The organism is Pseudomonas sp. S37 (assembly GCF_016658545.1).
GTDB lineage: Bacteria > Pseudomonadota > Gammaproteobacteria > Pseudomonadales > Pseudomonadaceae > Aquipseudomonas.
Window position 1 is genome coordinate 1 of the sequence record NZ_JACVZC010000058.1, and the last position, 13,829, is coordinate 13,829.

Here is a 13,829-nt window from a genome sequence, read left to right on the forward strand (position 1 = left end):
CCCCCCCCCCCCGCCCTGCCCAAACCCCCGGCCCACGGTGTTATAGCCGCCATTGCCGTGTGCAAGAGCCCGTCCAAAGAGCCTGGCTGACAAAACAACAAATGGAGGCGCCATGTACGCCGATCACTCCGCCTTTCAAGGCCCACACCACAGGATCGCTGCGTTTTTTCCCAAGGAAACGATGCAACGCGTTGACGCCTGCGCGTTTGCAGGGGTATACAGTGCGCCGCGTTTTACCTGTGACCCTCTTGCGTACCGCGCACTCTTGATCACACCCGGCTGAGCCGCTTGCGGCGTTAACCGAGATCAGGAAACCCAAGGTAACCACCTTGCCCATTCCGCTGCGCCACGAGCGCGGTGGGTCCGATTCCGTCACAGATAAAAACAATGCAGGTGACTTCGTTCATGAGTGGACAAAACATGCATTCAGGCGAGCTAAAGCGGGGCCTGAAGAACCGCCACATCCAGTTGATCGCCCTCGGCGGTGCAATTGGTACCGGCCTGTTCCTCGGCTCGGCAGGCGTGATGAAATCCGCCGGCCCGTCGATGATCCTCGGCTACGCCATCTGCGGCTTCATCGCCTTCATGATCATGCGCCAGCTTGGCGAAATGATCGTCGAAGAGCCGGTGGCCGGTTCGTTCAGCCACTTTGCCCACACTTACTGGGGTGGTTTCGCCGGCTTCCTGTCGGGCTGGAACTGCTGGGTGCTGTACATCCTGGTGGGCATGTCGGAGCTGTCGGCGGTCGGCAAGTATGTCCACTACTGGTGGCCGGAGATCCCGACCTGGGTTACCGCCGCTGCGTTCTTCGTGCTGATCAACGCCATCAACCTGATGAACGTGAAGTTCTTCGGTGAGGCCGAGTTCTGGTTCGCCATTATCAAGGTGGTTGCCATCGTCAGCATGATCGGCCTGGGTGCCTACCTGTTGACCAGCGGCAATGGCGGCCCTGAGGCCACCGTGGCCAACCTGTGGTCGCATGGCGGGTTCTTCCCGAACGGTGTCAGCGGGCTGGTGATGGCCCTGGCCTTCATCATGTTCTCCTTCGGTGGCCTGGAAATGCTCGGCTTTACCGCTGCCGAGGCCGACAAGCCAAAAACCGTGATCCCCAAAGCCATCAACCAGGTCATCTACCGCATTCTGATCTTCTATGTCGGTGCCCTGGTGGTGCTGCTGTCGCTGACCCCGTGGGACAACCTGGTCGCCAGCATCGACGCGTCCGGTGGCAGCTACGGCAGCAGCCCGTTCGTGCAGGTGTTCTCGCTGCTGGGCAGCGACGTCGCCGCCAACCTGCTGAACTTCGTGGTGCTGACCGCAGCGCTGTCGGTGTACAACAGCGGTACCTACTGCAACGCCCGCATGCTGCTGGGCATGGCTGAGCAGGGCGATGCCCCGGCGTCGCTGGCCAAAGTCGACAAGCGTGGCGTGCCGGTGCGTTCGATCCTGGTGTCGGCAGCGGTGACCCTGATCGCCGTGCTGCTCAACTACCTGATGCCGCAAAACGCCCTGGAACTGCTGATGTCGTTGGTGGTGGCGACCCTGGTGATCAACTGGGCGATGATCAGCTACTCGCACCTGAAGTTCCGCCAGCACCTGGACCGTACCGGCCAGAAGCCGCTGTTCAAGGCGCTGTGGTACCCGTACGGCAACTACGTGGTGCTGGCCTTCGTGGTACTGATCCTCGGCATCATGCTGATGATTCCGGGTATTCAGGTGTCGGTATACGCGATTCCGGTCTGGCTATTCGCGATGTTCGTGGTGTACATGGTCAAGCCGCGTCGTCAGGCGCAGGCGGGTCGAGCTGCCGGTCACGCGGCCAAGTAAGCCGCTGGAGCAACTCGTAAAACCCGAAGCCAGGTGACTGGCTTCGGGTTTTTTTTTGCCTTGTCCCAAAGCCCGGCAGACGATGCCGGGTAGTAGCCGAATAGCGCCTGGTGCAGCCTCCCGTAGCCAATGCTGCAGCTATTTGCGAGCAGGGTTTCAGGCACACATGGCTACCGACAATCTCCACTCCGCCCCGTCTGATGCAAGTGCGCAACTGCGCAGCTTTCAGGATGGCTTTATCGCCAGACGCCTTCCTGGCTGGTTGAAAAAACTCGACCCTGCGCGGTTTGCCTTGCTGAGCGAGGCGTTGCACGCCGGGCTTGCAGCGCGTCGGCAGCTCTCTGCAATTCTTTCCAGGGTGCAAAACATCGATGAGTTCGCCAAGCAACGAATTGTCGATCGATTCGGGCTGAGTACGGCACCCGATAAGCTGTTTCTGCGGCAGTGGTACACCTATTCATCGCCCACCGTGCATTGGTTTACCAGTCGGCTACCGATTCAGGACCGCGACTGGTACGACACTTCATTGCTATGGGCGGCGTTACAGAATTTCAGCGATGACCACATCACGATGAAAGGCGATTGCGTGGTCGACATGGCCGGCAACAACGTTGCGCAGCTTTCAGCCACGGCATTTGTCCAGGCGTGCCGCAGTCTTGATATTGGGGGTAAATACCAGCAGCACTTGCAATCTGTACTGCAGTCGCCAGGGGAGAACGGTGCTAACGGGCAAGGCTTTGCTCAATTGCTGCAAGGTCAGATACGTTCGATGATGCTGGTTGATGCTCTCAAGGCGCACTCGGATGGCGTGCTCAGTGAGGTGCAGCTGGAGTGGGTGATCGATGTTTATCGTCAAGGTCGCCCAGGCCGACTGGCAGGTGCGCCGGTGGTTGCCAGGAAGCTGCAGATACTGGGTTGCGAGCTCCAGCAGATTGTTGTGTTTGATGTGATCGATGAAGGGATCTTTCGTAATACCAGCCAAGCCGTGCTGGTTTACATACCTGCAGATCCGCAAGGCCCCTGGAGCGTGAGCAACGATCTCGACGCGTTTGCCCGCAGGGTGCTGGGACGTCGCTTGCGCGATGACCAGTATCGCAAGTTTTTCAGCCGTTTTGTGCGCAGGCGTGACAGCCAGCATTTTTTTACCGAAGTGCAGAAGCGACTGGGCGATGTCGCCGACTTTGCTACCCGAGACCTGGATCAACACATGACGCGTGACCTGGATTCGCTTTTCCAGGGGCTGGCGCATGGGCGGATCAGGCAGATCATGGATGACGCTGCGATGATTGCGGTGCCTGTATCTCAGATCGACACTGCTGCGCAGGTGGAGCATGACCGGCGCATAGCCGCCGAGGGATGGGCGGGATTGACGCTTGCGAGCCTGTTTGTGCCGCAGCTGGGCGTGATCCTGCTGGCAGTGATGGCCTGGGACCTACTGGACGAGACGTTTCAAGCTGTGGCGGATTGGCGCGAGGGTGACGACGCTGCAGCGCTGGACCACCTGCTCAACGTGGGCAAGACCCTGGCCATGGTGGCGGCGGTAGGCGCTGCAGGTGTTGCCGTGCGACATGCGTGGCAACGTGCGGTGATGGTCGATGACATGGTGCCTGCTGTGTTGGAGGACGGCAGTGAAAAGCTGTGGAACCAGGATCTTGCGCCTTATGTAAGTCAGCCGCCACCGGTGACTGCGGTAGTTGATGCGCAGGAGATCTACCGTCAGGACGCGCAAAGCTGGATTGAGATGGATGGGGCTTACTACCAGGTAAGTGAGCGGGTTGACGGGGAGTGGTACCTTCGTCCGCACGCCAATCATTCGCCTCAGCTGGAGCACAATGGCGCCGGGGCATGGCGGCTCTGGAGCGAGCGGCCAGAGCAATGGAGTGATACTCAACGGATGTTCAGCCGACTGGGCGGCCAATGCGCCCGGCTTCCGCGCAGCTTGGTTGACCATGTGATGGCCGTGCATGGCCTCAGCGATCTGCATCTGAGGGCGTTGCACGTTTTTGGCCAGGCGCCGGAAGTTGAGCTGATTGATACGGTAAACCGGTTTCTGATTGCCGAGCGCGTGGCTGATCTGCAGCGAAGCTTGCGGTCCGGTGAGCGGATCGTGGACCAGCCTTTGTTGCTCAAGGCGCTTGAGCTCCCCGGTGCCGCCGGGTTGGCGGATGATGGCCTGGCGCAAGTCGTTGCCGATCATCGTCGGCAGTTGTTCCAGATGCTTTATGACCCTTTGGACGTTATGGATGAAACCACTCGTCCTCTGCGGCGGGCTTTTGCCAGCCTGCACCAACTGGCTGCGAAGCAGGTGGTGGAGGAAGCGAGTGAGGCCCAGCGCAGCCAGATGGCCGAATCGGGGCGTGTGCCGCTGACCATGGCGCTGGCTGCGCGGGAGCGGGTTTTGCGCATAAGGGTGGCGCGAGTGGGGGAAGGCTTGTGGATCGACGTGCCGCAGACGTTCGACTTTGCCAGGGCTGTGCTCAAGCTTGTGCAGGGGCTGCCTGGCGTGCCTGCTGACAAAAACTGGCACTTGATAGATGCGCAAGGCCGCTTGGCATTACCCGCGACCAGCAGCCAGTCCGCTGCATCAAGCTTGCTTTACCAAGACGGTGCATTCTGGTTGCGAGATGCGCAGGGCAACGATGAAAGTACACCCGGAGAGCTGTTTGAAACCTTGGCCGATACATTCAGCACAGCAGAGCGCGCTGCCATGGGGATTGAAGAGCCCTTTGCCGTCAACCTTCGGCAAGCAGTGGCGAGGCAGTGGTTAACAGGACGGCAGGGCATCGAAAAGCTGTTTGGCGGTGATCACCCTATGGCGTCCTTCTTGCTGCCCAAGCGTCTGGATGATGGCAGGATAGGTTATCCGCTTTCAGGTGGTGGTCGGCTGTTCGGCAGCCGCCCGCCCGCCGCGTTACCTGCCCGGCTACGAACGTTGTGCGCCGGCGCCAGTGACGAGCAGATCGAGGCGTGGCTCAGTGCAGCGGGGCCTGAGAATGCCGAGACGGCAATACGTGAATTTGAGAGCCAGCTTAAAACATTGAAAACAAGCTTGACGCGTTGGCAGCGGCTCGGTGCGTTCAAGCTTGAATGGTTGGCGCGTTATGGTTTTCGCAAAACACTGATTGCGCGGTGGCGTGTTTCGATCCTCGGAAAATTTCTGGATCTCAAGGTGCCAAGCGCGCTATGGGATATCGGAATGGGTTTTCAGCAACTTCCTGAGCTTCCGGAGCCCATCGTCTTCCCACACGTCACCCAGTTCGCGCTGAGAGACTCCGAGTTGACGGAAATTTCTGAGAAGTTTTTCCGTGCGTTCCCGAATTTGCAGGAACTAGACCTGACAAACGGTGAAATTCGCAACATTTCCTTGCCCCCCTTTCTTCGTGGCCAGTTGACGTCATTGGACGTGTCAGGGAACAGAATAAAACTGGACGCCCGGCAGGTGGAGGTGCTGGAGAGTTGCACGGCGCTGCGATACCTGAACTTGTCAAATAACCCACTGAAACGAGGGTTTTCAATCAGCGGGATGCCGGAGTTGAGGTCGTTGCTGCTTAATTCTACCGAACTCACGGCCCTGCCAGGGGGCGTATTGACGCACGGAAAATTGTCAAGGCTTGAACTGATTGAAAGTGCGGTCACTTCATTCAATGCAGACTTTTGGGCGGCACCGGTAGTGCGCGAGGGCAGATTTCGGATAGGTACGCATGGGGAAACAGAGAGGAATTGGTACGACCCTGAAAATGTTCTGAATCCTGTGCCTCAGCGTTATCTGTGGGCAGACGCTATAGATCCGGAGTTCAGGGACGATCTGGAATCGTTATGGCAGAGTATCGAAGAGCTGCCCGGCTCGCATAATTTCTTTGACCTCCTCAAACGGTTGACCACGTCTGCACAGTTCGCGACTGACATCGGTGCGAATGAGCTTGTTTATCGGGTGCAGGCGATGATGGAGGCGATCAATGACGCCGGTGATTCGCTCGTGATCACAGAGGGTGAACTTGCCACGATCGTGGATAACAAACTGGCGGAGCAGGCCGGGTTGAATGCAGGCAGGGAAAAACTGATGGCCGATACCCGGAAGGAGTACAGCTTCAGGGCTGATTTCTTCAAGGAGTCAGAGGTCAATGCCTGTGGTGATGATGCGCTTTCTCATTTTATCGATCTTGAGATGAAAATCCAGACGTGGGGGCTTATCCGAAATAATGAAGCCCACTCGGAGGCAGAGTTGTTGAAGATCGGTGGTCAGTTTTGGCGGATGCAAAAGCTGGATGAGTTTGCCTGGAGGCATGCTTTCAGTTTGGGAATGGGGGCGAAGTCGGTCGACGTGCAGTTGATGTATCGAATCGAGTTGCACGATGACCTGCAACTTCCCATCCGTCGTCCTGTTATGCGCTTTACCGGTGAATTTGACCGAAGGGCTGTAGACCGTCCAGCGGTATTGAAGGATATCCGAGAGCATCAAGTGGTTGCGGAAATGGCGGCATGGTTTTGTGAGCAAGCGTATTGGCAAAAATACCTCGAGCGGACTTCGCCTGCACGCTTCAAGTTACCCGCGCAACGCGTCATCGAGAAAGCCGAATTACAAGAGGCAGACGACATAGCGGGCATGGAGGCATTCAACAAATGGGAGAAGGGCTGGATGCGTGATCAGCGTATGGCGTTGACCGAGGCGGCCATGCAGCGCGCGGCATTTATGTGGAATGTGAACATACCCGGCTGAATGATAGGGGCAGGCGCAAGTTCGGGGGATGCTTACTCCCTATATCTGCCCCAGCAGCCAGCCACGAAAAGCTTTCAGCGACGGCAGCGCTTCATTTCGCGAAGGGTAGACCAGGTAATAGCTACGCTGGCTGGCAATAGCGCTGCCTGGGCTGTACAACTCGCCTGTGCTCAATTCCTCGTCAACCAGGATTCTTGGCACCAGGCCGATCCCGATCCCGGCCCGTACCGCCTGGATCAGGTGCGAGGTCAATTCGAAACTTGGCCCCAACCGCATCGCCCGGTGCGGCAGGCCATGGTGCGAGAACCATTCGCCCCAGGCATGGGGGTTGTTGGCCACGTTGAGCAACACCTCCTGGCTGATGCGCGTCGGGCCCCAGCCCTGGCCATCGGCGCCGGCCTCAGGTGGCAGGATCACCACCAGCTCTTCGGCGTGCAGGCGATGGCAGATCAGCCCCGGCAGGTCGTGGCTGGCCACGCCGATGGCGGCGTCGATCTCGCTGGTATCGAAGTTGATGGCTTCGATGCGTGAATGAATGTGCACCAGCATGCCCGGGTGGGCGCTGTAGAACGCATGCAACCGCGGCAGCAGCCATTTCGAGCCGAAGGTGGGCAGGGTGGCCAGGCGCAAGGTGCCCACCCCCGACTGGTAGGCCAGCGCCTGCAGGGTAGCGCTGCGGATACGCCCCAGCGCCTCGCTGAGCTCGCGCTGGTACAGGCGGCCGACATCGGTCAACTGCACCTGCCGGCCCTCGCGGCGGAAAAGAGTCAGGCCCAACTGTTGCTCCAGAGCCTGCACCTGGCGGCTGACCGCACTCTGGGTCAGCGACAGTTCGGCGGCGGCGCGGGTGTAGCTTTCATGCCGGGCGGCGGCCTCGAATGCCAGCAGCAACGACATGGACGGTGTCAGGTGGCGGTAATTCATTCATAAAAGTCATTGATAGCGGCAGGATTATCCGTTTGCCCCTGAAGCCAAACTACAGGAACATTGGCCTATACGTCATCCCTGCATGTATTAACCCATGCCGGAACGACAGGAATCCCGTGAATTAGCCAATTTCAAGAGGCCATCCTTCGATGATCGCCCAGCTGCCGACCGTTGCACCGAGCGCCAACTACCCCGACTTCCTCGAAGCCCTGCGCAACAGCGGCTTCCGTGGCCAGATCAGTGCCGACTACGCCACCCGTACGGTGCTGGCCACCGACAACTCGATTTACCAGCGCCTGCCGCAAGCGGCGGTGTTCCCGCTGGATGCCGACGACGTGGCGCGCGTCGCCACATTGATGGGTGAACCGCGCTTCCATCAGGTCAAGCTGACCCCGCGTGGCGGCGGTACCGGCACCAACGGCCAGTCGTTGACCGACGGTATCGTCGTCGACCTGTCGCGGCACATGAACAACATCCTCGAAATCAACGTCGAGGAGCGCTGGGTGCGAGTGCAGGCCGGTACCGTCAAGGACCAGCTCAACGCGGCGCTAAAGCCGCACGGGCTGTTCTTCGCCCCTGAGCTGTCTACCTCCAACCGCGCCACCGTCGGCGGCATGATCAACACCGACGCCAGCGGCCAGGGCAGCTGCACCTACGGCAAGACCCGTGACCACGTGCTGGAGCTACACAGTGTGCTGCTCGGTGGCGAGCGCCTGCACAGCCTGCCGATCGATGATGCCGCGCTGGAGCAGGCCTGCGCCGCGCCTGGCCGGGTTGGCGAGGTATACCGCATGGCCCGGGAGATTCAGGAAACCCAGGCCGAGCTGATCGAAACCACCTTCCCCAAGCTCAACCGTTGCCTGACCGGTTACGACCTGGCGCACCTGCGCGACGAGCAGGGCCGCTTCAACCTCAACAGCGTGTTGTGCGGTGCCGAAGGCTCGCTGGGTTATGTGGTCGAAGCCAAGCTCAATGTGCTGCCGATACCCAAGTACGCGGTGCTGGTCAACGTGCGCTACACCAGCTTCATGGATGCCCTACGTGACGCCAATGCACTGATGGCGCACAAGCCGCTGTCGATCGAAACCGTGGACTCCAAGGTACTGATGCTGGCGATGAAGGATATCGTCTGGCACAGCGTTGCCGAGTACTTCCCGGCCGACCCCGAGCGCCCGACCCTGGGCATCAACCTGGTGGAGTTCTGCGGCGACGAGCCGGCCGAGGTCAACGCCCGGGTTCAGGCCTTCGTCGACCACCTGCAGGCGGACACCAGCGTCGAGCGCCTTGGGCATACCTTGGCTGAGGGCGCCGAGGCCGTGACCCGTGTGTATGTCATGCGCAAGCGTTCGGTAGGCCTGCTGGGCAACGTCGAGGGCGAAGTGCGCCCGCAGCCGTTCGTTGAGGACACCGCAGTGCCGCCAGAGCAACTGGCCGACTACATTGCCGACTTCCGTGCGCTGCTCGATGGCTACGGCCTGGCCTATGGCATGTTCGGCCACGTCGACGCTGGCGTGCTGCATGTGCGCCCGGCACTGGACATGAAAGACCCGGCCCAGGCGGCGTTGGTCAAGCCGATTTCCGATGCAGTGGCGGCGCTGACCAAAAGCTACGGCGGCCTGCTGTGGGGCGAGCACGGCAAGGGCCTGCGCTCGGAATACGTGCCCGAGTACTTCGGCGAACTGTACCCGGCGCTGCAGCGCCTGAAGGGCGCCTTCGACCCGCACAACCAGCTGAACCCGGGCAAAATCTGCACCCCGCCAAGCAGCAGCGAAGGCCTGACCCCGGTGGATGGTGTGACCCTGCGCGGCGACCTCGATCGCACCATCAACGAGCGCGTGTGGCAGGACTTCCCCAGTGCCGTGCACTGCAACGGCAACGGCGCCTGCTACAACTACGACCCCAACGACGCCATGTGCCCGTCGTGGAAGGCCACCCGCGAGCGCCAGCATTCGCCCAAGGGCCGTGCCTCGCTGATGCGCGAATGGCTGCGCCTGCAGGGCGAAGCGAACATCGACGTGCTGGCCGCAGCGCGTAACAAGGTGTCGTGGCTAAAAGGCCTGCCAGCGCGCCTGCGCAACAACCGTGCGCGCAGCCAGGGCCAGGAAGACTTCTCCCATGAAGTGTACGACGCCATGGCTGGCTGCCTGGCGTGCAAGTCGTGCGCCGGGCAGTGCCCGATCAAGGTCAACGTGCCGGACTTCCGCTCGCGCTTCCTTGAGCTGTACCACGGCCGCTACCAGCGCCCATTACGTGACTACCTGATCGGCTCGTTGGAGTTCACCATTCCGTACCTGGCGCACGCGCCGGGGCTGTACAATGCGGTAATGGGTTCGAAATGGGTGGGCAAGCTGCTGGCCGACAAAGTCGGCATGGTCGACAGCCCGCTGATCAGCCGCTTCAACTTCCAGGCCACCCTGACCCGTTGCCGTGTTGGCGTGGCTACCGTGCCAGCCCTGCGTGAGCTGACCCCGGCCCAGCGCGAGCGCAGTATCGTGCTGGTGCAGGACGCCTTCACCCGCTACTTTGAAACGCCGCTGCTGTCGGCCTTCATCGACCTGGCGCACCGCCTGGGCCACCGGGTGTTCCTGGCGCCGTACAGCGCCAACGGCAAGCCGCTGCATGTGCAGGGTTTCCTCGGTGCATTCGCCAAGGCGGCGATCCGCAATGCCACCCAGCTCAAGGCCCTGGCCGACTGCGGCGTGCCGCTGGTGGGCCTGGACCCGGCAATGACCCTGGTGTACCGCCAGGAGTACCAGAAGGTGCCGGGCCTGGACGGCTGCCCACAGGTGCTGCTGCCGCAGGAGTGGCTGATGGATGTGCTGCCCGAGCAGGCACCGACTGCGCCGGGCAATTTCCGCCTGATGGCGCACTGCACCGAGAAGACCAACGTGCCGGCCAGTACCAAACAGTGGGAGCAGGTGTTTGCCCGTTTGGGGCTGAAGCTGGTGACCGAGGCCACCGGCTGCTGCGGTATGTCCGGTACGTATGGGCATGAGGCGCGCAACCAGGAAACCTCGCGGACCATTTTCGAGCAAAGCTGGGCGACCAAGCTGGACAAGGAAGGTGAACCGCTGGCGACCGGTTACTCGTGCCGCAGCCAGGTCAAGCGCATGACCGAGCGCAAGATGCGCCACCCACTGGAAGTGGTGTTGCAGTACGCTCAGCGCTGACCAACAGGGTGCCTAGGGGCTGCTTGGCAGCCCCATTCGCGGCGGTTCGACGCCTCGATGAACCCGCTCCCACAGGGATATCACAGGGCCTGAGGGCAGAGTTGCACCTGTGGGAGCGGGTTTACCCGCGAAGAGGCCCGCCCCGGCAATACAACTGTCAGCCTTCTGCTGTACGGTCTCTACCCCGGCGCGCCTGGCGATACAAATACAGGCTCAACACCAACCCGCAAGCCGCTGCCGCCGCGGCAAACAGAAACATCGAAGCAAACCCGAACCCCGCCGCCACCGCGCCCACCAATGGCCCGGTCACCCCCAGCGACAAGTCGATGAACAGCGAATACGCCCCCACCGCCGCCCCGCGGTTGGCCGCCGATACCTGGTTCACTGCCTCAACGCCCAGCGCCGGGAACACCAGCGAGAAGCCAAACCCACTCAGCGCTGCACCCGCCAATGCCAGCTCGGCGCTAGGCGCCAGCCACAGCATCAGCAGCCCCAACGTTTCCACAGACAGGCACGCGATGGCCACCCGGAACCCGCCAATCCGGTTGATCAGGTTGCCGAAAAGCAACCGCGCACTGATGAAGCTGGCACCAAACAGGCTCAAGGTCAGCGCCGCATTGGCCCAGCCCCGGCTGGCGTAGTACAGGGTGATGAAGGTGGCGATGGTGCCAAAGCCGATCGAGCCCAAGGCCAGCCCCGAACCATGGGGGAACACCTTGCCCAGCACCTGCATGAACGGCAGGCGCTTGCTTGTGACGATCGGCGCGGCGCGTTTCGGCCAGGCCAGCAGCAGGCCGAGCGCACATAGCAAGATGATGCTCACACCCATGCTCCACAGCCCCAGGCCCTTGACCATCAGTACGCCCAGCGGCGCACCGATAGCCAGCGCGCCGTAACTCGCGATGCCATTCCAGGAGATCACTTTGGCAGTGTTTTCGGCACCGACCCGCCCGATGCCCCAGCCAATCGAACCAGAGCCCACCAGGCTTTCCGCGCTGCCGAGCACCAGTCGGCCAACCAGCAGGCAGGTCAGGCTGACCCAGGGCAGCTGAGTAAGGAAGGCGCAAGCGAGCATGAATACCCCGCTCAGGCCGCAGCCGAACAGGCCATACATGACCGCCTTCTTGCTACCGTGGTTGTCGATGATGCGGCTGGCGGTAGGGCGGCTGAGCAGGGTGGCAAGGTATTGCACGCTGATCACCAGGCCGGCGACCACGGCGCTGAAACCCAGGTCGTTGTGCACATAGCCGGGCAATACGGCCAGCGGGATGCCGATGTTCAGGTAGCCAATGAAGGTGAAGAGGACGATGGAGACGACTTGCAGGGTGACCGCAAGGGGGCGCGGTGTGTCGGGCATGGGGGCCTACGTGGGTTCTGGACGGTGTGAAAACGTGATGACGGGGGTGGCCCGCAGGTCAGCCGTTTTCACACAGTCGGAGGGATGCGCAGTTATTCCTGGTCAGCGCTGGATTGATCGTCACCATCCTGCTCGACGGCAGCTGCCGGCTCAGCGTGGGCAGTAACGGTTGGCTCTTCTGGGTTCAGGCTTGGGAAGGGAAGATTCGGGATCTCGTGCATCTCGTCGTTCCTCGCAAGTGTGAGTGAAAAGTCTGCGCCAGGCGCGTTTGGAGCTTCACAAAGCTGGGGCAGGATACACAAGTCTGGATGACAGTTTGGATTTTTTCCCGTTCGTTTGTCGGTTTTGCGGGCGAACAGCGCACATTTCCTCAACAAAGAAACGGGGGCTCTGTGGGAGCGGGTTCACCCGCGAACACCGGCGAAGCCGGTGCCATACACCGCGCCGCCTGCATTCGCGGGTAAACCCGCTCCCGCACAAGCCCCCCGTTTTCTTGGTGGTTATTTGCGGCCTTCAGCCGTCTCCGCAACCTGGTCAGTACGCGCACACATGATGAAGTCGTTACGGTGCAGGCCTTTGATCGAGTGGCTCCACCAGGTCACGGTCACTTTGCCCCACTCGGTCAGCAGCCCCGGGTGGTGGCCTTCGGCCTCGGCGATTTCGCCCACGGCATTGGTGAACGCCAGCGCGTGCTTGAAGTTCTTGAACAGGAACACGCGCTCCAGCTCCATGTGGCCGTCACGTACTTCAATGTTCCAGTCCGGGATTTCGCGGATCAGCTCGGCCAGCTCTTCGTCGGTGACCTTCGGGGCGTCGGCGCGGCAGGCTTCGCAGTGGGCTTGGTTCAAGGCATTCATGGGGTGTTTTCCGGTTCGAGTTGTTATCGGCAAGGTCGCTCAGGCGGCGACCTTGGGTGGAAATTTCGGTGCGTGCAGGCCCAGCTGCATGGCTTTGTGGACCATGCCCATGATGTCTTCGTGGGCCAGGTCGAACAGGCGTTTCATGTTCGGCAGCACGAAGTACACGGGCTGCAGGATGTCGATGCGGTATGGCGTACGCATGGCTTCGATCGGGTCGAAGGCCTGGTGCTCAGGTTCGTCAGACAAACTGTAGACGGTCTCTTTCGGCGACGAGAGGATGCCGCCACCATAGATCTTGCGGCCCTGCGCGGTTTCCATCAGGCCGAACTCGATGGTCATCCAGTACAGGCGCGCCAGGTACACGCGCTGTTCCTTGGTTGCGGCCAGGCCGAGCTTGCCGTAGGTGTGGGTGAATTCGGCGAACCAGGGGTTGGTCAGCAGCGGGCAGTGGCCAAAGATCTCGTGGAAGATATCGGGCTCTTGCAGGTAGTCCAGTTCTTCCGGGGTGCGGATGAAGGTGGCGACCGGAAAGCGCTTGCTGGCCAGCAGCTCGAAGAAGGTCTGGAAGGGGATCAGTGCCGGTACCCGGGCAACCTGCCAGCCGGTGGTGGCGCCCAGCACCTTGTTGACTTCGCCCAGTTGCGGAATGCGGTCATGCGGCAGCTTGAGCTGGTCGATGCCGTCCAGGTATTCCTGGCATGCGCGGCCTTCGATCACTTTCAGCTGGCGGGTGATCAGGGTATTCCACACCGCATGCTCTTGCTGCGGGTAATCGATAAAACCATGCGCATCGGGCTCGCGGGCCACGTATTGCGTCTGTTTCATAAGGCTCTCCTGGTGAGGGCTTTTCTTGTTATGTGCAGAACATGCCTTAGGAATATCCCTTCGTGCGCTGCTTTGCACGAGGGCAAGCAGCTATGGCCGAGGTCTGATAGCTCTATTTTCGTAACGATAATTTTACAAAAACAGTCAGG

General features: G+C 60.9%; 7 protein-coding genes. 3 read left to right on the top strand and 4 right to left on the bottom strand.

Going from position 1 to position 13,829, the window contains the following annotated elements; genetic code table 11:
- Window positions 1-405 precede the first annotated feature (405 nt).
- Window positions 406-1,824: an amino acid permease gene (locus IAE39_RS17680; RefSeq protein ID WP_201204883.1), complete on the top strand. Its 1,419-nt coding sequence runs from the start codon at window positions 406-408 to the stop codon at window positions 1,822-1,824.
- Window positions 1,825-1,990: 166 nt separating this feature from the next.
- Window positions 1,991-6,541, top strand: coding sequence for a dermonecrotic toxin domain-containing protein (locus IAE39_RS17685; protein WP_201204885.1), 4,551 nt, complete (start codon window positions 1,991-1,993; stop codon window positions 6,539-6,541).
- A gap of 39 nt (window positions 6,542-6,580) precedes the next feature.
- On the opposite strand, the gene IAE39_RS17690 is transcribed toward IAE39_RS17685, so the two are convergent.
- Complete coding sequence (locus IAE39_RS17690; RefSeq protein ID WP_201204887.1) at window positions 6,581-7,465, bottom strand: LysR substrate-binding domain-containing protein; 885 nt, start codon at window positions 7,463-7,465, stop codon at window positions 6,581-6,583.
- 152 nt (window positions 7,466-7,617) lie between these two features.
- On the opposite strand from IAE39_RS17690, the gene ydiJ reads away from it, so the two are divergent.
- Window positions 7,618-10,638 carry a D-2-hydroxyglutarate dehydrogenase YdiJ gene (gene ydiJ, locus IAE39_RS17695; RefSeq protein ID WP_201204889.1) on the top strand — a complete coding sequence of 1,007 codons (3,021 nt, stop codon included), beginning with the start codon at window positions 7,618-7,620 and terminating at the stop codon, window positions 10,636-10,638.
- A gap of 157 nt (window positions 10,639-10,795) precedes the next feature.
- Here ydiJ and IAE39_RS17700 read toward each other — a convergent pair whose 3' ends face one another.
- The 3 genes from IAE39_RS17700 to phhA form a co-directional block, all read right to left on the bottom strand.
- The gene (locus IAE39_RS17700) at window positions 10,796-11,995 is read right to left on the bottom strand and encodes an MFS transporter (protein ID WP_201204890.1); all 1,200 of its coding nucleotides are present in this window, start codon (window positions 11,993-11,995) and stop codon (window positions 10,796-10,798) included.
- A 500-nt stretch (window positions 11,996-12,495) separates the two neighbouring features.
- Complete coding sequence (locus IAE39_RS17705; RefSeq protein ID WP_201204892.1) at window positions 12,496-12,852, bottom strand: 4a-hydroxytetrahydrobiopterin dehydratase; 357 nt, start codon at window positions 12,850-12,852, stop codon at window positions 12,496-12,498.
- Between the two features lie 39 nt (window positions 12,853-12,891).
- Window positions 12,892-13,680, bottom strand: coding sequence for a phenylalanine 4-monooxygenase (phhA, locus tag IAE39_RS17710; RefSeq protein ID WP_201204894.1), 789 nt, complete (start codon window positions 13,678-13,680; stop codon window positions 12,892-12,894).
- Between the last annotated feature and the right edge of the window lie 149 nt (window positions 13,681-13,829).

What these genes read in the sequence shown, in the direction of transcription:
- IAE39_RS17680 (WP_201204883.1), top strand. Translation starts at nt 406, where the DNA reads ATGAGTGGACAAAACATGCATTCAGGCGAGCTAAAGCGGGGCCTGAAG.
- IAE39_RS17685 (WP_201204885.1), top strand. Translation starts at nt 1,991, where the DNA reads ATGGCTACCGACAATCTCCACTCCGCCCCGTCTGATGCAAGTGCGCAA.
- IAE39_RS17690 (WP_201204887.1), bottom strand. Translation starts at nt 7,465, where the DNA reads ATGAATTACCGCCACCTGACACCGTCCATGTCGTTGCTGCTGGCATTC.
- ydiJ (WP_201204889.1), top strand. Translation starts at nt 7,618, where the DNA reads ATGATCGCCCAGCTGCCGACCGTTGCACCGAGCGCCAACTACCCCGAC.
- IAE39_RS17700 (WP_201204890.1), bottom strand. Translation starts at nt 11,995, where the DNA reads ATGCCCGACACACCGCGCCCCCTTGCGGTCACCCTGCAAGTCGTCTCC.
- IAE39_RS17705 (WP_201204892.1), bottom strand. Translation starts at nt 12,852, where the DNA reads ATGAATGCCTTGAACCAAGCCCACTGCGAAGCCTGCCGCGCCGACGCC.
- phhA (WP_201204894.1), bottom strand. Translation starts at nt 13,680, where the DNA reads ATGAAACAGACGCAATACGTGGCCCGCGAGCCCGATGCGCATGGTTTT.